Source organism: Acinetobacter pragensis, assembly GCF_001605895.1.
Lineage (GTDB): Bacteria > Pseudomonadota > Gammaproteobacteria > Pseudomonadales > Moraxellaceae > Acinetobacter > Acinetobacter pragensis.
The window spans coordinates 206,135-227,214 of record NZ_LUAW01000011.1 but is presented as its reverse complement, the minus strand read 5'-3'; the positions used below and the strand labels follow the sequence as shown (position 1 = coordinate 227,214).

The window sequence follows — 21,080 nt, the reverse complement described above, 5'->3', positions numbered from 1 at the left end:
CATCAAAAATCTAAAAATACTTAATTTTCAAATAACTATAAACAATAATTCAAATAAAAAGATCAAGAAAAATCCAAATAAGGCAAAATTCTAATCAGAATTGACATTCTAAAAGTCACTTAACTTAATAAAAATATTGTAACCCATAGAACTTATACATATTTAATTATCATTAAATGTTTTAAAAACTACAGAATAAAATTTAAGAATAATTTTTCAAAAAATTCTATTATTTTAATAAATGTTTGCAATTTGTAATAATAAAATTATTTATTATCATTAAATATCAACACCCCCATTTCAAATCAAGATATACATGAACTTAAAACCAAAAACTGTAACATTTAAATAATAAACATTTTATTTTCCTATGCTAATAATATTTTATCCAGTCACTTTCGGCATGGATTTCTTCTCGATTGAATGAGGTACATAAAATGGCTAACATTTCTGAAAAGAACCAAGAAAATCGTCAAAACAATCAACAAAATCAACAAGGCCAGCAGCAACAGCAGCCTAACCAGCAAAATGACCAACAGGGTCAGCAACAGCAACAACCGCAAAATGACCAACAGCGTCAACAAGGCCAGCAACAACGGCAACCCAATCAACAAAACGACCAACAGCGTCAGCAGCAGCAACAGCCGCAAAATGACAAACAGCAAAACAATCAACAGCAGAATGATCAGCAACGTCAGCAGCACAAATAGATCTTTAAGCTGCTAGATTTTAACGCTTACATTCCCTTTTAAATTTCATCAAGCCAAGAATTCGGATTTCTATCATTTGAATTCTTTAGTTTGATGCAAATGGAGATCATTATGACTGTCAATGACCATCAAAATGAAAACCCAATCAAGCATGATTGGCGTACAGACTATTCTAACCGCCCTTATTATGGTGATATCCAAAAGGACATTCCAGATGTAGATTACGACCGAGATCTTCGCTCTGCGTATGAGCTTGGGCAACATGCCCGCAATGAACGCGGCAATGATGCCAGGTTTGAAGATTCGGAAAGTGATTTGAAGGTCAAATGGGAAGAATTGAAAGCGGAGTCCCGCTTAAAGTGGGAACAGGCCAAGCATGCAATTAAAGATGCATGGGATAAAATGTAAGCTGTGAATTGATGATGAGTCCTCGCTGACTCATCATCACTATAATTAATAAAAATTTAAAAAATGACATAGAGCACTGAATGGACTTCATAAAAATATTGCTGCACGACACAACATGGAGCTTTGCAATCGAGATAGTTATTCGATGCATTGTCATGTATGTCTTGATAATTTTAGTTTTAAGGTTTTCAGGCAAACGTGGTGTCAGGCAGCTTTCTATTTTTGAAATCGCAATTATCTTAAGCTTGGGTTCCGCTGCCGGAGATCCCATGTTTTATGATGACGTCCCGCTTATTCATGCGGTTATCGTTTTTGCTGTCATCCTGTCTTTATATCGATTAACAACGTATCTAATGATGAAATCTGATGCTATTGAAAATATATTGGAAGGCAAGCCAATGTATATTGTAAAAAATGGATTGCTGATCGTTGAGGATATTAAACAAGAAAAATATTCATACGATGAATTCTTTGCTGAAATGAGACAGAAAAAAATTGAGCATCTCGGGCAGGTCAAAGTAGCCCTCTTGGAAACTGATGGAAATTTAAGTGTCATCCCCTTTAGTAAAGAAAATATTAAGTGGGGATTGCCAATTTTTCCCGACAATTATAAGCAAGCTGAAGAGCACATTATTGATCACCACTATTCATGCATGTTGTGCGGCCACACGCAGCTTCTCAATAATTTGTCTCATAATTGCCCTCGATGTGATTGTACACACTGGGCCAAATCGTCTTTGAAATGTGAAAATAATTAACTCTGAAAATTTTACAGCCATCACACCGAACAAAATACAAACACTTTTTTACTCTAATTTTTTATACCGGCTTTAATGTTTTAAGGAGTTTTCAACTATTGCAAAACCTTTCTTTGATCATTGTTCTAGAACAACACACTAAGGGACGTAGCTCATGAAAATATCAAAAACCTCCAAAATTGATCAATTTGATAAAGAGGCATATGTAGACCCAAAAGGAAAAACGCTCACTTCCTCTCTAGGCGTACCAGTTGCAGATAATCAAAATAGCCTGAAAATTAATGAAAAAGGCCCAACGTTATTAGAGGACTTTCTTTTAAGGGATAAGCTGATTCATTTTGATCGAGAGCGTATTCCTGAACGTGTAGTTCATGCGCGCGGCCTAGGTGCCCATGGATATTTCGAAGCCTATGAAGGCAATGAAAAGTGGACTAAAGCAAAGTTCTTAACCGATACCCAAAACCCGACTCCAATTTTTGTCAGGATATCCACTGTTCAAGGTGGACGAGGCTCGGCTGATGTGGTTCGTGATGTACGTGGATTTTCAATTAAATTCTATACAGAAGATGGTAACTACGATTTAGTTGGGAATAATATTCCAGTCTTTTTCATTCAGGATGCGATTAAATTTCCTGACTTTGTACATGCTGTAAAGCCAGAAGATCCGAATGAAGTTCCAACTGGCCAATCGGCGCATGATACGTTCTGGGATTTTATTTCACTGAATACAGAAGCGTCACATATGACTACATGGATCATGTCTGATAGAGCAATTCCAAGAAATCTACGCTCTATACAAGGTTTTGGTGTACATACATTCAGATTAATCAATAAAAATAATGAAGCTTTCTTGGTTAAATTCCATTGGACCCCTAAACAAGGTGTAGCCCAAGTCGTCTGGGATGAAGCATTGAAACTCAATGGTAAAGATCCCGACTTCCATCGCCGCGACTTATGGGATGCAATTGAACGCGGCAATTATCCAGAGTGGGAATTGGGTGCGCAGATTTTTACCGAAGAAGATGCCGCACAATGGGATTTTGATGTGCTTGATGCCACAAAACTGGTGCCTGAAGAGCTTGTGCCTATTACTCCCTTAGGCAAATTCACCCTAAATCGAAATACAGATGATTTCTTTGCTGAAACTGAGCAAGTTGCTTTCAGTCCGGCCAATATTGTTTCTGGTATTGATTTTAGTAATGACCCATTACTTCAGGGCCGATTGTTCAGTTATACGGACACTCATCTGCATCGGCTAGGTACAGCAAACTTTAATCAAATCCCTATTAACAAACCTGTCTGCCCTTTTCATACCAATCGACGCGGCGGATACGCGAACCATGAGGTCTATAAAGGCAAAGCCAATTATGAGCCTAATTCTGTAGATGACAACTGGCCAAAAGAAGCCAGCGATGATCCTCATGCATTCAAAACACATCCTGAAGAAGTGCAAGGCATTAAACTTAGAATTCGTCCCGAGAGTTTTGCGGACCACTTTTCTCAGGCAACGATGCATTATCAAAGTCTGGCTAAACACGAACAGCAGCATATGAAGGATGCATATTCTTTTGAGCTTTCAAAAGTCAAAGCCGTTGAAATTCGTAAAAGAGTGGTAAATGAAGTACTCGCTAATATTGATTTAGATCTAGCCAATTATGTTGCTAATGAATTAGGACTGGCTGCTCCTACGCGTCAAAATGATGGCTTAAAAAAAGCAGCAGTTTCATCTTCTGAATATTTAAGTACATTGGCATATCCTGCACCTGACATCAAACAACGTAAAATTGCTCTGCTGGTTCATGATGGTGCAAATGCAATGTCTATTGATGCAATCAAGGCTTGGGGTGAATCAGAAAGTGCGGTCGTTGAAGTTTTGGCTCCGAGTGCCGCACCGGTGAAGTCGAATGATGGTAAAGAGATTGCTGTGAAAGGCCGTCAAAATGGTGAGCCATCTGTTACTTACGATGCCGTAGCGGTTGTTGATGGAGATAATTTAGACGTTTTTCTAAAAGATGGTGTTGCTAAGCATTATGTTCTGGAAGCGTATAAGCATCTGAAACCGATTGTACTGCTAGGCGATAAGGAATCTTTAATTAAAGACCTAAATCTTACTCAAGATCCTGCGCTTATCACTTCACAAAGTTTTAATGATGTCAGTGATCAATTTAAGAAAGCGATTCAGGATCACCGCTATTGGGATCGGGAAGATAAAGTTGCTTCTATACCTGCCTAATTTAACAAGCAGTAAAAAAAACCGCCCAAATGGGCGGCTTTTTTTATTTCAGCAATCTATATCGTTCATGCGGCAGTGTTTTTAGTTCGAACATGTGGTCATAGTCATAACTTGGTACTTTGATGCCATATTTTTTGCATACGTCCGATATGGCATAGCTCATAGAGAACATATTGTCGTGCAGCATATAAACGAGCTGTGGGTTAAGTTTGGCGAATGCCGGGCTATGGGTGTTCCACCAAGCCTGAAATAGCCGAGCATGGCCACAAAGCATTTCTATAGATTGGCTTTCATCTATATGAATATCCCCTTTTGCTTTGATTTGCATGGTTTCTAGGTAGTCCACAGCATCTTGGAAATGCATGGCCAAGAGTTCGCTATAACGTGGGATGCGAAAGTGCTTGTTATGTCTAGCCCAGAGTTCAGTGCGTTTCTTTGTGCTGCCCTCACAACGTCGGTCGACAATTTCTTTGAGTAAGGCTTGTTGTTCTGCGTTGATTTTTACTCGAGTGTCGATTTGTTGTTGCAAGACTTCTTTTTCCAGTACGTCGAGTACCCATTTGCGGAACTCTTTGGCGACTGGTGTGCGGGCAAAGAATGTAATGAGATGGCAACCACGTAAAGAGAAAGCTCTAATTTGCTGAACCCCACCATTCGTCTGCACTTCAACTAGACGTGTCATATCAGAAGTAAATTCATCAGACTTACGATTAAAAATTTTCGTTATAGCTGTTTCGGGATTGGCATATCCTAAGGCTAACCCAATTTGGGTTACCCCTATCCAAACTTGACTATTATTCACTAATAATGGTTTCAAGTTCACTTCATTAAATGTTAATGCTAGACTATTCATGTCTTTACTCCAAGGTTTAGACAGAAGCCCCTGGTCCGCCAAGATTAAGGGGCTTCATTATTTGTGTTAGCTATTAGGCTGATTTTTCAACCATTCTTCAATAATAAAATTTAGTTGAGCTGTCATAGATCTTTTGTTTACTTCCGCATTTTTCTTTAGCTCTGCTATCAATTTATGGGGTATTCGAATATTCAATTGTCTATCTTGTCTCGACATTTAAGAAACTCTTTATTGATATCACAGTGCTAATACTAATACCGTGCTAATATTGAAGTCAAGCACCGTACTAGCATATTCTTACTAAAATTTATTTAGGCTTCATTCTGATGGCTAGAACAGATCCACAATTTAATCTTCGTGTACCAATTGAACTTAAACAGCAGGTTGAAAATGCTGCTAAAGAAAGTGGCAGGTCTATCAATGCCGAGGCTGTATTTCGTTTAGAGCAAAGCTTTAGAAATGAAATTGGGTATCTAGAAAGTGTGCCTTTAGAGAAATTATTAGCTGTCGTTATGAAAAAGCTCGGGGAAAACTCTATACGACTTACGAGTGAAGAAATTGAGCGCGGGGAAAGACTCTCAAAAAAAAGTGATGAAAACTAACTTTGGTTAGTTTTTGGGGTAAAACCAAGTTAACCTATTTTTTATAAATATTTAATACAGTTGTTTAGGGTAAAAATGTTCAGCGAAATAAATTTAGCAACCGATTTTATTTTCAAGATTTTCAGTAGAAATAAAAAATTTGTTTTAATGTTTTCAATATTCTTATTATTATACTCTTACTTTGGATATCAATTATTTAGCCCACCAATTGACACAGAAAAAACTTTCGATTTATTTTTTCAAGACAATATTTTTATATATTTTGGTATTCCCATACTATATTTACTCTCAAGCGAACTATATTCTGCTTTCAGAAGTACAAAGAATTTAAGTGATATCGATACCTCTAGAGAGATCAATCAAAATCCCAATAGTAAAGTAGAACAAGGCAAAGAAGAAAGGCTCACTGATTTAAATTCACTCGATAGCTTTAAGCTGTATTTTTTAAAAATAGTAAATACTCTGGAAGAAAAAAGTATCGATTCAGATAAGAAAGCATCGATACTTCTTGATAATGGAAAACTATATTTTATTACAGGAATTACTTATTTCATTATCGCCATCATATTTTGGCAAATATATATAAGCTACATAGGTGAATTTAAAACTAATCACATATATGGCATCATCTCAACCTCATTAGTATTTATATTTATTGAGTTTATAAGTGCATGGTATCTTCGCCAGTATAAAAGTTTCTCTGATACATCAACCTACCTAACCAAAATTAAATCAATTTTTGATAAATATATGCTGATATATCTTGTCTCTGCTGAAAAGGGTGATAAAGATTTTACTATCTTGTTGGAGCAACTTAGTTCAGAAATTAAATGGCCAGAAACTTACCTATTAAAGAATGCTGATGTTAGTTTTGCTAAAGATGCATTGGAAACAATGACGACAATGGCACAAGCATTTAAGAATGAAGTAAAAAATAAAGAAGCACCATAAGGTGCTTTTTTTAGTTCTCTTCTTTGTTTTTGAATTGCCACACATTCATTACCTAAATACCGTCTAATACTGTGCTTATCCAAACAAAAAGATGGCTCATATTGAAATATCTTTACCGAATGCGTCAATAATTAAAGTTAATAAGAACAAGTAGATAATAAAAATTTTAAAATTAATGCATAAAATCATTGTTTTATGCATAATGTTTAAATATAGTGTTTTTAGATTCTTAAGAGATTGCTAACATGGCTTTTAGAGCAGATGAAGAGATAAAAGATGGTAAAGCATGGGCTGAAAACTATCTTCTGTCTCGGCTTAATGATTTAAGTACTAAAGAACAAAGCGAAAGTAGAAGCGTTCTGCAGGATTTATTTATTGATCTAGGTCCTGTTATAGATTGGTATCCTGATTGGCATCCTTTACTAAATATCCAAAAGAAAACTAGACAAGTAGTCGCTCCACACGCAGATTGTGGATATAAAGGTTTAGATCATACTGTTTTTTTTACTCACGGTTTCATTACCTGTCCATATGATGATGGACAAAAAGTCATAGACTCCGTTCGTAAACAAATACCGAATGATGCTGCTTTAATTACAGCAGAACGTTTAGCAGTGAAGTTTTATAGCTCACAAGCAACTGCAGTATTAGTAAAGTGTGAATGGAGTAAACCACTTTACGATGATGGAACTATCCCCTTGTCTACAGCTATGCCTTTAATCTTAGAAAAAGCCGTTGATGCTTCTAAGATAAGCACTTTTGCCGAAACTTGGGACAACATGTTGCCTCACTTATTGGGTAAACCGCATGGACGTAGATCTTCTTTATTTGTAAATCAAGAAACAGGTCAAGCCATTAAGAAAACATGGGAATTATTAATCAATTCAGGAATGTTTGGCCCAATAAATACGCGCAAGTAAAAATTAGCACCTTCGGGTGCTTTATTCTACAAGTTTAGGAATTCTTGGCTTGCTTGGGATTATAATCTATGCAACCTTATCTATTTCACCAATATCCTGTTCTTCAATATTCTCTACCTTAAAAGCATATTTATAAAAGTCATTCATAAATATACCCGCATCAGCACACCTCTCAACATATTTTAGGCATAAAAATGCAGCAGCTAAACATATTGCATGCAATGCAACTATGATAAAAACACTTAATAGCATTCCTTTATCGTAGTAGCTTAGTATCCAATCCATATACTTCTGAGCTTTATAAAAAGGGATTAATCCTACAAAAGCAAAAGCGATATACCCAAACAGTGATAGCAGAATCGTGTACCACTTAGCCCTAGCTTTAAACTCTATTAAAGTACCGTCTTCATCCCTTTCACGTTTCAACCTATTCCTTACTTTTACGTATTCGCCTACCCACATATCTGCATTTTCATACTTGGTAAAGAATTTAGCCTCACTATATGTAAGTGCTTCATTGTTAAAAAGTGATTTGGCTAGCCTATCCTTATACAAATTTGAACGCTTTTCTAGCTCAGAAGATTCAAACTCATCTGCTAATTTCAAAGCCTCAGCTTTGCTATCTTTTGAATGTTTTAGATGTGCCAATCTATTGTTCAAATGCGCCAAAAATATCGGTACAACGAGAACTGCCAACAACCCACCAATTTTTAATAAATTTTCCATTATCATGTTTTTTATAAAATAAAAGTTTGATTTAGGACTATTTTAAAGTTTTGTCAACCAAACTAAATTTTATAATACTTTCTAACTAGATTCATTGAGCAAACAAGCTGAGAGTTGTTAGACTTCGGCTAATGTTTTGACTTTAAAATAATTTATGAAATTTTTACTTATTTTAGTTTTGGGGTTCACTTCCATCCAAGTTTATGCAAAAAAGTGTGCTGACTTTAGTACTCAGCAGCAAGCACAGAAATGGTATGAGCAAAGGAAGAAATCAGGACAGACAGGCTGGAAAAGTTTAGACCGCGACGGTGATGGTCAAGCATGTGATTGCTTGCCGGGTGGAAATGGCAAGAAGTGCCCGAAGAAGAAGAAATAAACTCTTATCTTTTTTATTTTAAACAGTTAGATCTAGGTTCAAAAAATGCCCGTTCCAAATCGCAAAATTATTAAAGAGCAATTAATCACTCTAATTTCTGAGAGAGGTTCAATTACCCCTGAAATTGCTTATAGTTTTTTTTCAAGTCTATGGGCTCTAAGCCCTTCAGAGCTGAGTGAAGAAAAAAAAGGGCGTCCCATTTATCAAAATAAAATCCGCTGGGCCCATCAAGATCTAGTTCAAGAAGGCCTAATTGAAAAACCCATAACTGCTGGTAGAGGAAATTGGCGTCTACAAATAACGGAAACTCTCCCACCTGAAGAGTATGAAGAAAAGTTTTCAGATGGATTAACCGAAGGTTCTACTAAAACAGTCACAATTAATGCGTACGAGAGAAATAAAAAAGCACGTAAAAAATGTTTAGAAATACATGGTTATACTTGTGCTGTTTGTTCATTTGATTTTGAAAAAACATACGGAGAAATTGGTAAAGAATGCATTCATGTACATCACTTAATCGAAATCAGTTCAATTAAAAAAGAATACGTTGTAAATCCAAAGGATGACTTAGCCCCTGTTTGCCCCAATTGTCATTACATAATCCATCGAAGAAAGCCCGCTTTTACTATTAGTGAAGTAAAAGCTATGCTACTCGTTGAATCATCTTAATAAACTCAAATATAATGCCACACGGCACTCTACCTTTTAGAAAAAAGTATCTGCGGAGACATTGAACCGCTCAGATAGCGCTTTAATATGACGAATGTTCAATTGGCGTTTACCGCTTAAAATTTCTGAGATAACAGATTGGGTTGCGACTTCTGGTAAATCAGACTGACCCAAACCGTGCTGCGCCATCAAAAAAGCTAAAGCCGCTCGGCCATCGCCTTTGGGCATAGGTAAATGTTCGTTTTCATACGCAGAAACTAAATCGCCCAGCTGATGAATAAGCCCCATTAAAGGATGTGACTCATCATCACCAACGGTATCTAAAAGCTCATCCAAGGCTTCAACAAGTGTATTCACAAATCATCTTCATTTTCTGGCTTGCTGACATAATCGAAATGAAACCATGACAGTGCGCTGAACCCCGTCATGGTTTCATATAAAATATTGATGCTTGTGAGTAAATTTCAAGCATTTTGCATAATACCCATTATAAATATCTTATTTTTCTTCATAAATAAGAATTCTAAGCACTGACTTAATATTTGACAAATCGTTCCATAATACCTAGTATACCACCTCAGCTTACCCCTCTCGGGCTTATCCATGAGTGATGAAAAATCTAATTATCCAGGCCGTCCTAGACAGTTTGAAGATAAAGAGATCATTGATGCAGCCGTAGCTGTCTTTAGTACCAATGGGTATGCAGGCACTTCTGCGCAAAATTTATGTGATAGCACAGGCTTAGGAAGAGGAAGTTTATATAACGCTTTCGGCAGCAAACAAGCCTTATATGAACAAGCTTTATTACGTAGCCATGAACAAACTATGGCTGCTCAATTATCTATCCTGACACAGTCAGGACTGCTCAAAGATCGATTACGATCCCTCTTGCTTTGGGGGATTGCCGAGGATCTTTCACAATCAGAAAAGCACGAAGCAATGGTCTTATTCTCCGCTTTAGAAATGGGAGATAAAGATCCGGTCGTCGCAAATCTGAATCAAGAGTATCGACAACGCCTAGAGAAATCTCTCATCGCAGTATTTGTCGAAGGACAAGCAAATGGGGAATTCAGCAGCAAAGCTTCAGCCCTTGAAATGGCTCGAAGCTTTTTAGCTGGTTACTACGGCTTGCGTGTACTGAACAAAAATATTTCAGATAAAAGCTTTCTGGAAGATGTAGTTAATGGCCTCTTAGCCAACTTGTAATTACATCACCAGTGCAAAAGAAATTAAACCCTTTAATTTTGTAATGATCGTTAAATAAATAGGAATGTGTTAAAAAAATGCCGTTAGCAGTATATATATTAGGTCTGGCGATTTTTTCAATTGGTACAGCAGAATTGATGGTCGCTGGTATGACCGCCACTTTATCCCATGCCTTTGGAATTAGTGTAGGTGACGTTGGACATTTAATTTCATACTATGCCTTTGGTGTCATGTTAGGTGGGCCTGTTCTCACCTACTTTTTCCTCAAATATAAAGTTCAATATCGCAAAGTCTTACTGATTCTTTTAGCACTCTATGTGGTGATTCAAGGTCTTAGCGCATTTACTTCCAGTCATGCTGTTTTGATCGTCATCCGTCTTGTCACTGGTGTCTTATGTGCTGGCTGCTTAAGCCTTTCACTTGCCATAAGTATGGCCATGGTTCCAAATCATAACCGCCCTCGCGCAGCAGCGATTGTGATTGGTGGTTTTATGATTTCCAATGTATTTGGTGTCCCTCTTGCGACCATAATTGATCAACAATGGGGCTGGCGTATCACTTTTGGTTTAGTCGCTGTATTGGTATTTGTATGCCTCATCGCTCTAGTACGTCTTTTACCTGAAGTAACTGGCAGTGGACAGCTCAAAATGGAAGATGAGATCAAAGCCTTTAAAAATAAAGCGTACTGGAAAGCCTGTGCAACCAGCTGCTTGATTCTAGGTGCAAGCTTTGCAGCATTTAGTTATTTTGTCCCTGTTTTGGTCGATATTACTGGTTTCAGCATGCAAGTTGTGCCATTTATTTTGATGGCATTTGGTTTTGCAAATATTGTAGGTAACACGATCACTGGTCGTTTAGCACATGATCACAGCCTTAACATTATGCTCATTGGACTAACCGTATTAACTATAGCCTTGTTCGCTTTTGCAATCTTTGCCGAATATAAAACGGTGGCAATCATCGCAATAATCTTAATTGGTTTATCAGGTGTTCCAATGAATCCAGCAATGATGGCGAGAATTGTCAGTGTTGCCCATCCTGGGCCTATGGTCAATGCGGTACATACATCGGTAATTAACATTGGTTTAGGCGGCGGCTCATATATTGGCGGTTTAGCGATTACAAATGGTTATGGCTTACGTTCAGGCTTATGGATTGGTGCTGTATTGGCTGTATTAGCATTGGCTTCTCTTCTGCCTTACATACGTAATCGTCAACAAGGCTGGTCTTAAACTTTTCTTAATATGATTAGAAAATACGTGTTAACAGAAAAGTATATTTAAGTGATTTTCTGAGTTTAGTGCTTGTGCTGTACGTTCTAACGCATACTGCACAGCACCATAAACACCGCCAGTTTCTTTATAAGTTTTGTTCCGAAAGCCCTCATTATCACGAATTATTGTGAAATTTAAATTTTCCCTGTCTTATCAATGTCGCCGCTCAACATCAAAGTGAGTAAAGCTCCAATGAAAGCTGGAATAATCTTAAGGATCCAAGGGATGTATTTTCCTGCCTACCATGCTGTATACAATGCAGGGTGAATCCGCCACAAGCATGATTACAAAGATCTGTCCGCTTTAATTATCGTTTAATCAGCAATCTACGGTTGGTCATTCTGTAGCAGCGGTGGGCCCAAATAATTATAGAAAACGGTTCTAAATTTGACCAAATAGTAAGTATTAGCCAAAGAAACGCAAAATAAAAGAAGTTAATATTCAATCTCTTGAAGTTTAAATTAAAGTCTTTTTACAATGAGAGAAATTTTAAATGAACCATCAATTGAGTTACTTAATTGGGAATAAAAATTCTTATTTACAATGCGATTTAACTAAAATTTTAGATTCATTAGCTATTACTTTTCCTGAAAAAATAGCAATAAAAATTGAACAAGAATCTATTACCTATAGCGAACTAATAAAAAAGGCAAAGAGTTTAGCCTATCAACTGCGAGAACTAGATATTTCCATTGAAGAGCCTATAGGGATTCTTCTTGAGCCATCAATTGAAAGTATTATTGCTCAAATAGGAATTTTATTTGGAGGCGGCACTTGTATCCCTTTAGATAGGAACCAGCCTACTCTAAGAATTCAGAATATTTTAGATAATTTACGCTGTAAGATATTGATAACAGAAGATTGTGAAAAAAATAGACTGAAAATTAGTAAAATCTTAACAATAAGCAATATAACTAAAAGGCAATTTGCAGAGCCATCAAAAACAATAAATTTAACACTAGATCATAGAACCCACATTCTTCATACATCAGGGACCACGGGCACCCCCAAAGCAGTACAAATTTTATCCAAAGGAATTATGCGTCTTGCTTTTAATGAGGAGTTTTGTGTATTTACACCCACAGATGAAGTCTCCCATATTAGCAATCCAACATTTGATGCTTCTTTATTTGAAATTTACGGTACGTTATTAAATGGGTGCACGCTTCATATAATCCCCAAGAAAACAATATTAAGCCTTAATGCTTTTCAAGAAGAAATCAAAAATCGTAATATTACAATTATGGCTGTTACAACTGCCTTATTTAATGTAATCGCATTATCAAAGCCAGATGCATTCAAAGGTGTAAATTCTATAATTGTTGGTGGTGAACCCGCTAATGCCTATGCTATGAAGCAAGTATTAATTCATTCTAACGTAGAAAATTTAAGAAATGGATATGGTCCAACTGAATGTACAACTTATGCAAGTACAAGGCATATCACTTTGGAATATTTAAATCATAATAAAAATATAGATATTGGAAGGCCAATTGCGAATACAGATATATTCATCCTAAACAATCAAATGGAAATCGTGCATAAGGGGGATATGGGAGAAATTGGGATAGCAGGTGATGGTGTATCTAGAAGTTATGCTAATAATGATACAGAAAATTTGGAAAAATTTATCACAATAACCATCAATGGCATTGAGCAAAAAATCTACCGTACCGGGGATTTAGGAAGGATTAATAACAATGACTTTCTCGAATGCTTTGGACGCAAAGATAATCAAATTAAAATTAGAGGACATCGTATAAATCTTGAGGAGATAGAGCAAGAAATTTTGCATAGTAAGCTTGTTGAATCGGTAGTTGTAGATATCATCAAACCTATTGAGATACATCATGAACCCTATATTATGGCCTATGTTATTCTAAAAAAAGAATTTTCATTATTTGATCTAAAAGATAAATTAGGGAAAATTCTTCCAAATTATATGCTCCCTAGGATTTCTTTAGTTCCATATATTGCATTAAATTCAAATGGCAAGGCTGATAAAAGAAAGCTTTTTGAAATGTCAGATATAAATAAAAAAATTGATACAAGTGATGAAAACCATATTATAAAAAAATTGAGAAAACTTTGGATTGAATTGCTTAATTACTCATCAATAGATCAGTATGATGACTTCTTTGAATTAGGTGGGAGTTCATTGCATGTCGCAACATTAGTAATAGATATTGAAAAACATTTTTATGTTCAAATCCCTATTATTGAACTGTATGAAAATCCTACACTCATTAAATTAGCGCTATTAATTGAATCTAAAATCAATAAAATAGAAAGTGTTTCAATAGACAATACTGTAGAAATATTAAGAAACGATGGAAATTTAGAATTACCATTATTTGAAAAAAATTATCACCAAATTAATTGGCTATCCGAAAATGAAGGCAACGTATTTCTTACGGGCAGCACTGGATTTTTAGGTGCTTTCTTTTTAAATGACCTATGTAAAGAAGATTCAATTAAAGCAGTTTATTGCTTAGTAAGAGCTAAAAACATATCAGACGGTCTGGAAAAAATTATTCTCAACCAAAAAAAATACAATCTATGGGATGAAACATATTTAAAAAAAATTAAAGTTATCTGTGGTTTTTTAGATCAAAACTTATTTGGCTTAACGCATACTGAATACGAAAAACTCAGTGAGGATATATCATGTATTTTTCATTTGGGAGCTCATGTAAATTATACACAACCCTACTCAGTGCATAAGCCTGCCAACGTGACAGGTACCTTAAACATAATTGAATTTTCAATTAATCATAGAGTTAAACCTTTACATTATACTTCAAGCATTGCTGCATTTGGACCTACTGGCTTTTTCAATAAAGTGAGTGATTTAAGTGAAAATGAACCTTTGGATAAGCATCTCGATTGCTTAAGATACGATACAGGTTATTCTCAAAGCCAATGGGTTGCAGAAAAAATAATGATCAGAGCGCAAGATGAAGGCCTTCCGATTAATATCTATCGCCCTGGTTTTATCATGGGAGATAGTAAAAATGGTATTGGTAATGAAAAAGACTTCGTAGCAAGATTTTTAAAAGGCTGTATCGAAATAGGAGTATTTCCTAAATTAGAGAAGCAGAAAAAAGAGTTTATTGCAGTAGATTATGTAAGTAGTTGCTTATTGAATATCGCAAAAAAAATGTGTTATCAGCAGTGTTATAATTTTGTGCCTTTAAATCCTGATGATTCGATTAATTTAATTGAATTACACGGATATCTTCTTAAATATGGCTATAACTTAGAGCTAGTTCAGTATCAAGAATGGATAAATATTTTAGAAAAATCTGGTGACTTGAACAGCAACCCACTTCTGCCATTATTGCCTATGCTTAAAGAACCTGTCTATGGCTCAATGACCCGTTGGGAGGTTTATGAAAATATGCCTACTTATCGCACGGATAATGTCAAAAAAGCTTTAGGTAATAATTTAGAATCCCCAACTTTAAATCAAGAAATTTTACATAAATATCTTAAGTATTGGATTGAGAGCAATTTTATTCCCAGTAATATAATGAAAACATAATTTCTAAATTATTTTTTCAAAAAGTGGACTGTGTAGCCTGTAATCAGGCTACACAGCACCATAGCTTTGATCACGATAAGAATAGCGACTTTTCTTTAAGGCGACGATTAACAAGGCCCTGCACCCGCTTTCCATTATCAAATACCCATCGATCAAACTGGTTTGCAGCACCAGTTAAATTATTTTGATTGATTAGAGTCAGCATAGTGCTTTTTACAAATGCTGTTTCACCAATGTTGTAAACAAAGCTGGCCAAAGCATCAAATTGGGTTTGAGTTATTTTTGTTTTAACAGTTCGATCTAAGCAAGTATCTACCCATGCACTGTCATTTTTAAGCCATACTTCAGCTTGCCCGCGTGTGCAAACATCTCCTTTTCGTACCCGCGTTCCATCGGGATATTTGATGGTACCAAAACCAATTGTCCAAACGCCACCGGTGTCCAAATATGCGTCAGCTTTAAAACCTTCAAGTTCACGAATTAATGCATACCCTTTATCTGAGATATCCCATTGACCTGTGGCCACAGATGAAGGCAATACAAATCCGATTGATTGTGCAAAAGTGCTTAAACCACTTGTAGCAATAATCTGATCACCAGCTATAACTTGATCCACTGACAACTTACCGCCGGACATGGCCCGCAGCCATGAATATGTTTGCGCAATTTGTTGCGATTGATCAATACTCATTAGTCATTGCCCCCTTTTCCGCTGCTCCAAATAGCAAGAAAGGCAGACTTAATTTCAGCAATAACTTCTGGTAAAGGTTTTCCCTTCAGCAAAGCAATTGACTGATATAAAATCCCGATCGCAAGAAGGCCAAAAACAGCAAACATCAGCATCACAAAACCTTGATACATCGTTGATGCTTTAAGCATTCCAAAGTATTCAATGAAGGCAGATCCACCGTATAAGCTCACCGTGACACTTGCCGCAAACTTGCCAATGACAGACATTGAAACTTGAATTTTCCCTGTCTTATCAATGTCGCCGCTCAACACCAAAGCGAGTAAAGCCCCAACAACAGCTGGAATAATCTTAATGATCCAAGGGAAAGTATTTTCCTGCATGGCTGTATACCTGTAATTTTCTATACAAGTATTTTGGCTCGACTGATTAAGCAGTAAAAAAGCATGTTCCAAATAAAAAACCCTAGACTTAGATCTAGGGTTTTTCTACAGCACTCATTTCCTTTTTCCACCTAAACTGCTGATTGCTTTAATTATTTCATTGCCCATTTTAATAAGGGCATTGCTCTGCTTAACCTCGGCTTCAATTTCCAATTTTCGTTTCTCCCAAGCTTCTGAAGAATAATAAAATGCTTCAAAACTGACTGGCATATTGAGTACTTCATGCAATGACATTTTTGAATGCTGGGCCAAATCATGCGCAGTACTAAACAAGTGACTGATCCAGTTCTTTGATGATTCCAAGAAAGGCGGCAGCGGGGCGAAATCGAAGTGGAGCGTCATCTGCACCTCTTGAAATAACAAGACCTTGATTACTGACATTGAGATGAATTTTGCTGAACAGCTGATTATTTAACACATTAAAATCTTGGTAAATCAAATCAAAATCACTTTGAGCGCGGCGTTTTAAATATGCTAAACGTTCAGAAAACTGATTAATAAAATCAGTGTCATTTAAACTGCGGTTCGGCAACTCTGATAAAGCTTCATGCCCGCTGTAACTGATTTGGAATGCCAGCATGCATGCGATCCATTCAGCTGCATTCGCACAGTGAGCTTCCATATACTCCACTTCTCTACCGATCAGCTGGCGTACTGTAATTCCATTATGTGTAATTTCATTTAGCCATGGTTTTTCACTGGCCAAATAACATTTTGAAAAATCCGTATCCGTTGAAAAGAGCGTGATAGACTGCTTTTCCATATATTTCAGCATCAAGCAATAACGCTCTTGGGCTGTCAGCTCTAAGGGCTGATCTTTATCCAGTATATGCCTCAAAAATTCACTGATACGTTTTTCATTCAGCCTCTGATCAATGGCCGCGACCTTCAATGCGTTATTGAATTCAATTTCATGAAGTTGATAGACATTATTTCCTATTTGAACTGGATCAAAAGTCAGCATTTCTGTTAATTCCCATAAAGTTTACGAACATCGTCTGCATCCCATGCTGTACGGCTCACAATGCTGATGTTTATTGCGAGGTTTAAACGGTTTCCGTCTTCATCAATCGGCGTCACAATCGGGGCAGAAACGCTTTCTAAAATAAACGGCCAATAGGTTTTACCGTGTGTCGTAAGAGAGATATACGGCGGAATGACACCCGAAAATAGGCCCGCTGCCCCTTGTTCAACAACATCTGTAAGTACAGTCCCCTGCGACAAATGCACTGGCACGGACCATGATTCCAGCTTCATTATTTTCTCCTCAACTTCAATTTTTGCATTTCTAAAAGCAATAAAAAAAAGACTGAGGTTAAGACGGACTGAAGCGGTCGAAAGGAAAACCTGAGTTGTGTTGACTTTATTCAGATTGGTATGCCCTTGAACTGACTTTATAAAGTCAGCCATAGGCTTCATCGCGGTTTTTGCTGCAGCTGAAACTGTATCTCCCAGAATACTGTCTGCTGCAGCGCCCATGGACGTTATTGTCTGCCCAGTCTGCAAACCCGCCATCAACATCGGCATTTTCAGCTCAGGATTACTATTTTCAAAGGGCGTTTGCCATTGGCTTTCCATGGTCTTGTCACCATCGACCAGAAAAGCACGCACTGTAGGCTGGCTGGTATCTACAGTAATGACTTCATTATTATTCTCATCACGTGAAACACTGCAAAGATTGAATTCAGCAAATTTATGTTTTGAGACTTTTCCCCAAAAAGGATCTGCATTCATACGCTCAGGCTGTTTCACCGAGTGAGCATTAGCGGCTGGCACTTTTGAAAGATCATTACCCATAAAATAGCCCTGATTTGAACAGGGCTATTTTCTCAAGGCTGGGCTAAAGCTAGCCTCTGCAGTTCCAATCAGCTGGACTGGTAAAGGATTTCAAACAATGAATTGGCTGCCGAATCAAAACTGGAAATTAAAATTTTCTCCATCTCATCAACAATCAAGGCTGCAAGGGCAACCGTATCCACTGTGCTGCCGGCCTTTCTCAAGGCATTCTGAATGATTTTGCTCTTCACATCCCTGTCATCAAAAATGATCGCCGGTACCAGGCTTTCATGTCGCTGGGCGGCCAGCTTTAGCCGCTCCAGCCCGACAACAAGATAATACTTATGCCCTTTTTCAATCACCAGCACCGGATCTTCTTTGTTGATTTTGCTTTCGTCCACTTTAAGCGCCTTGTCTGTGACAATTTGCTTTAATGGAATATGCTCATAGCTGCCGTCTGCTGCCCATGAATCAAACTCAGACCAGGTGTGCTGAAGCTTCTGCGGCAGATCAGCCATTGCAATCCGCTGAATGCTCCCGAAGCCTTGCCAGCCCGGTTCAAAATTTGAATGATAGATCTGTTTAGCCTCATTCTCAGATTCAGCGCCGATAATGATTTTATGCTCATCAAAGGCGCCGGCGGCATTCAGCTGCCGGATGATATAGGCTTGCTCCGGTACTGAATCCAAGTGGTTTTTAACAAACACATCGATTTCATCGCCATCCGCGCCCGTTGTATTTTCAATGTAGCCATAGTGATGCTGCATTTTGACTTCCCATTTTTTTCCGCTGGGATCTGTGCCAGCGCGGACGGAGTCTGCCGGATTTTTAATTGCGATATTCAGCTCACCAATCTTTACGGCGCCTTTAAGGTACTTGCCGGCAATCAAGTTCGCCTGTTCCGGCAGCGTGGCGCGGCTGTAGGGAGAAGTTGCTGCCTGATGGGCATGCTGATCAAACAGCGTGAATTCCTCATTCGCTGAGTCAAACATGCTGATAGTCGCATTGTCCCCGTAATTATCATTGATGACTGCTGCGGCATAGCTGATCGCGTCTTTAATGCTGACTGGTTCCGGCTCTCCAAACAGCCCCATATTCAGCTGATCAATTGCCTGCTTTTCCGCAAATTCCGCCATTGCCTTAAACAGCATGCTCATCTTTTTGGCGCTGCGGCTGTTCTTTGACAGGAATACTGCCAGCTCTGGCACACCCTCCCCCAAGTCACCAAATAAGCCCTGCTGCTGAACAAACTCTGCAATGTCTTGGTCATTCCGCTTTGCAGCAACGATAGTATTGGCAGCATCAATAATGGCATTGGTAACGCGCTTGTCCAGCGCCTGCTCGATCCCATCTACAATTGAGCTGGATACATCCTGAATATCACCACGGCTTACCGCTTGCGCCTCTATAAACTTGGGCGCTGCGGCGCCTAAGGCATTCAACATATTCTGTAGATCTGGTTTTGTTTGATCAGCCATCATTTCCAGCAACCGGTCATCGTTATAGGCTTTACTGAAAATAGCAGCCTTGATCCGGGCAACAAGCGCCTGAGTCGGCTTGCCTTCGGTGGTGATGTACTGAGCCGCTTCCGTATCGCCTATGGATTTCAGGAAGCCATGAATGAACTTCTGATTGCCGGCCGTCAGCAGGTCGCCGTCATCGCCTGGAGTAAATAAGGCCAGCAGGTTTTCGTCCAGCCGCTTGGCATCTGATTTCGCGCGCTCAGTGGCGCTGAATGACAGCTTATCGTCCTGATTGGCCTCTATCGTGAACTGAACTCGGTCCACAACTGAAGTGCGAATGCGTACCAAAATAGGAGCAGTAAAATTCTCAACCTGATCTGATGAAAATCCAAAATATTCGGCTTCTTCAATCAGCCATTGCCGGTATTCTTCAGCCTGCCCGCGTTCATAAGCCAGCTTAATAGCCATGGTGCGGCCATTGCCCGATTCAACGACCAAATCATCCCCTACAATTGGGGCGCCAGTATCGGCTCGGCCAGATCGCCCAAGACTTTCAGTATCTAATCCATTTGACGTTTTTTGAACCCAAGCCTGTGAGGATTCGCGGCTGCGGTCACGCGGCTGCAGTTCCTGAGGGTATTCAGTATTTTCAGCGCCGGCGGCTGTATGCGAAGCGATGACGTCTTTAGTCTCAAGTAATGCAAATACGGTTGAAACCTGTGTTCCTTTGGCTGTCTTAACCTTATTGTTGCGGCCTTTTACAATATTATTAATACCGTATTTTTTTAATAATGCTTTCAAGGCGTCCGCTTGAGATAGCACATTGCCATCTTTGTCTAAAACTTGTACATCAATATTGATTTCGTCTTCATACCGTGATTCAATAGAGTCAAAGCCAGCTTCCAAGCCTATGGGGTTAACGACCTGTGAGATAGGTGTAAGTTGGCTTTTTTCTTTTGATGCGCCTAAGTAATATAATAAATGCCCTTCAGAATCTAATGCCACTTTCAAAGTTATATTTAGCGTGAAGTCATTCAGCTGCTTTGACTTTTCAAAAATATAATACCCTTCTACGCTATCAGTACGGTCTTTATTTAATGGCACTAAATCACTAATTTCACCCGTCATTAAAACTTCAGGAATATATGGGATAGCCAAATATTTAACATCCCGCATCCGGTCATGAACCTTACCTCTTGATTTTGAATTAATACGGACTAAACCAATTTTGGTGTGCACCAGCTTGCCATTTAGGTGATCATTAAAATAGGCCTTTGATGCAGCAATAGACTTGCCATCATACTTATCAAGATTTGCCAGATATTCGCGGTACAGTTTTTCTGCCTGCTCACTGTCCCATTCAACAATCTCATTATTCTCAACTTTTGAGATTAATTTATCGATTGTTGTTAAAACTTCAGATTCATCCTGAATGTTGTCAATTTTTGCAAAATCACTCATTACGTACTCAAAAAAATAG

21 protein-coding genes and 1 pseudogene are annotated in these 21,080 nt (G+C 38.0%); 12 read left to right on the top strand and 10 right to left on the bottom strand.

Translation table 11 applies throughout. The annotated features are described in order from the left end of the window. The first annotated feature begins 437 nt into the window (after positions 1-437). From AZH43_RS03560 to AZH43_RS03545, 4 genes are all read left to right on the top strand, one after another. Positions 438-710, top strand: coding sequence for a hypothetical protein (locus AZH43_RS03560; protein ID WP_067666659.1), 273 nt, complete (start codon positions 438-440; stop codon positions 708-710). Positions 711-821: 111 nt separating this feature from the next. Beyond that, entirely contained in the window at positions 822-1,118 is a 297-nt protein-coding gene (locus AZH43_RS03555) for a hypothetical protein (protein ID WP_067666657.1), read from the top strand. 80 nt (positions 1,119-1,198) lie between these two features. Continuing rightward, positions 1,199-1,876: a DUF421 domain-containing protein gene (locus AZH43_RS03550; RefSeq protein ID WP_067666654.1), complete on the top strand. Its 678-nt coding sequence runs from the start codon at positions 1,199-1,201 to the stop codon at positions 1,874-1,876. A 154-nt stretch (positions 1,877-2,030) separates the two neighbouring features. Beyond that, positions 2,031-4,109: a catalase gene (locus AZH43_RS03545; RefSeq protein ID WP_067666652.1), complete on the top strand. Its 2,079-nt coding sequence runs from the start codon at positions 2,031-2,033 to the stop codon at positions 4,107-4,109. Positions 4,110-4,152: 43 nt separating this feature from the next. Here the strand turns inward: AZH43_RS03545 and AZH43_RS03540 are convergent, their stop codons facing one another. Continuing rightward, complete coding sequence (locus AZH43_RS03540; RefSeq protein ID WP_067666649.1) at positions 4,153-4,962, bottom strand: BRO-N domain-containing protein; 810 nt, start codon at positions 4,960-4,962, stop codon at positions 4,153-4,155. Positions 4,963-5,028: 66 nt separating this feature from the next. Next, a complete protein-coding gene (locus AZH43_RS03535; protein ID WP_067666647.1) occupies positions 5,029-5,178 on the bottom strand; it encodes an Arc family DNA-binding protein in 150 nt (49 codons plus the stop codon). Between the two features lie 110 nt (positions 5,179-5,288). On the opposite strand from AZH43_RS03535, the gene AZH43_RS03530 reads away from it, so the two are divergent. From AZH43_RS03530 to AZH43_RS03520, 3 genes are all read left to right on the top strand, one after another. Further along, on the top strand, positions 5,289-5,564 hold the full coding sequence (locus AZH43_RS03530) for an Arc family DNA-binding protein (RefSeq protein WP_067666645.1): 276 nt from the start codon (positions 5,289-5,291) through the stop codon (positions 5,562-5,564). A gap of 75 nt (positions 5,565-5,639) precedes the next feature. Further along, positions 5,640-6,515, top strand: a complete 876-nt coding sequence (locus AZH43_RS03525; RefSeq protein ID WP_067666643.1) for a hypothetical protein — start codon at positions 5,640-5,642, stop codon at positions 6,513-6,515. A gap of 245 nt (positions 6,516-6,760) precedes the next feature. Beyond that, positions 6,761-7,435, top strand: a complete 675-nt coding sequence (locus AZH43_RS03520) for a hypothetical protein (RefSeq protein ID WP_067666641.1) — start codon at positions 6,761-6,763, stop codon at positions 7,433-7,435. 66 nt (positions 7,436-7,501) lie between these two features. Here the strand turns inward: AZH43_RS03520 and AZH43_RS03515 are convergent, their stop codons facing one another. Next, positions 7,502-8,161 carry a hypothetical protein gene (locus AZH43_RS03515; protein ID WP_067666695.1) on the bottom strand — a complete coding sequence of 220 codons (660 nt, stop codon included), beginning with the start codon at positions 8,159-8,161 and terminating at the stop codon, positions 7,502-7,504. Between the two features lie 154 nt (positions 8,162-8,315). Between AZH43_RS03515 and AZH43_RS03510 the strand changes: the two genes are divergently transcribed. Then, entirely contained in the window at positions 8,316-8,537 is a 222-nt protein-coding gene (locus AZH43_RS03510) for an excalibur calcium-binding domain-containing protein (RefSeq protein ID WP_067666639.1), read from the top strand. A 45-nt stretch (positions 8,538-8,582) separates the two neighbouring features. After that, on the top strand, positions 8,583-9,206 hold the full coding sequence (locus AZH43_RS03505; protein WP_067666636.1) for an HNH endonuclease: 624 nt from the start codon (positions 8,583-8,585) through the stop codon (positions 9,204-9,206). Between the two features lie 36 nt (positions 9,207-9,242). Here AZH43_RS03505 and AZH43_RS03500 read toward each other — a convergent pair. Then, positions 9,243-9,634 (bottom strand): annotated as a pseudogene (locus AZH43_RS03500) (helix-turn-helix domain-containing protein). Positions 9,635-9,809: 175 nt separating this feature from the next. Here AZH43_RS03500 and AZH43_RS03495 point away from each other — a divergent pair. The 3 genes from AZH43_RS03495 (at position 9,810) to AZH43_RS03485 (ending at position 15,230) form a co-directional block, all read left to right on the top strand. Beyond that, positions 9,810-10,412: a TetR/AcrR family transcriptional regulator gene (locus AZH43_RS03495; protein WP_067666634.1), complete on the top strand. Its 603-nt coding sequence runs from the start codon at positions 9,810-9,812 to the stop codon at positions 10,410-10,412. A gap of 77 nt (positions 10,413-10,489) precedes the next feature. Beyond that, positions 10,490-11,644 carry an MFS transporter gene (locus tag AZH43_RS03490; protein WP_067666632.1) on the top strand — a complete coding sequence of 385 codons (1,155 nt, stop codon included), beginning with the start codon at positions 10,490-10,492 and terminating at the stop codon, positions 11,642-11,644. Between the two features lie 535 nt (positions 11,645-12,179). Further along, entirely contained in the window at positions 12,180-15,230 is a 3,051-nt protein-coding gene (locus tag AZH43_RS03485) for a thioester reductase domain-containing protein (protein WP_067666630.1), read from the top strand. Positions 15,231-15,300: 70 nt separating this feature from the next. Here AZH43_RS03485 and AZH43_RS03480 read toward each other — a convergent pair whose 3' ends face one another. From AZH43_RS03480 to AZH43_RS03455, 6 genes are all read right to left on the bottom strand, one after another. After that, positions 15,301-15,921: a lysozyme gene (locus tag AZH43_RS03480; protein WP_067666627.1), complete on the bottom strand. Its 621-nt coding sequence runs from the start codon at positions 15,919-15,921 to the stop codon at positions 15,301-15,303. Continuing rightward, a complete protein-coding gene (locus AZH43_RS03475; protein WP_067666625.1) occupies positions 15,921-16,301 on the bottom strand; it encodes a hypothetical protein in 381 nt (126 codons plus the stop codon). Before AZH43_RS03475 ends, AZH43_RS03480 begins: the two co-directional genes overlap by 1 nt. A gap of 114 nt (positions 16,302-16,415) precedes the next feature. Further along, the gene (locus tag AZH43_RS03470; RefSeq protein WP_067666693.1) at positions 16,416-16,595 is read right to left on the bottom strand and encodes a hypothetical protein; all 180 of its coding nucleotides are present in this window, start codon (positions 16,593-16,595) and stop codon (positions 16,416-16,418) included. 31 nt (positions 16,596-16,626) lie between these two features. Continuing rightward, entirely contained in the window at positions 16,627-17,325 is a 699-nt protein-coding gene (locus tag AZH43_RS03465) for a hypothetical protein (protein ID WP_067666623.1), read from the bottom strand. A gap of 5 nt (positions 17,326-17,330) precedes the next feature. Next, on the bottom strand, positions 17,331-18,158 hold the full coding sequence (locus tag AZH43_RS03460; RefSeq protein ID WP_067666621.1) for a hypothetical protein: 828 nt from the start codon (positions 18,156-18,158) through the stop codon (positions 17,331-17,333). 68 nt (positions 18,159-18,226) lie between these two features. Continuing rightward, entirely contained in the window at positions 18,227-21,061 is a 2,835-nt protein-coding gene (locus AZH43_RS03455) for an LPD3 domain-containing protein (protein WP_067666620.1), read from the bottom strand. Between the last annotated feature and the right edge of the window lie 19 nt (positions 21,062-21,080).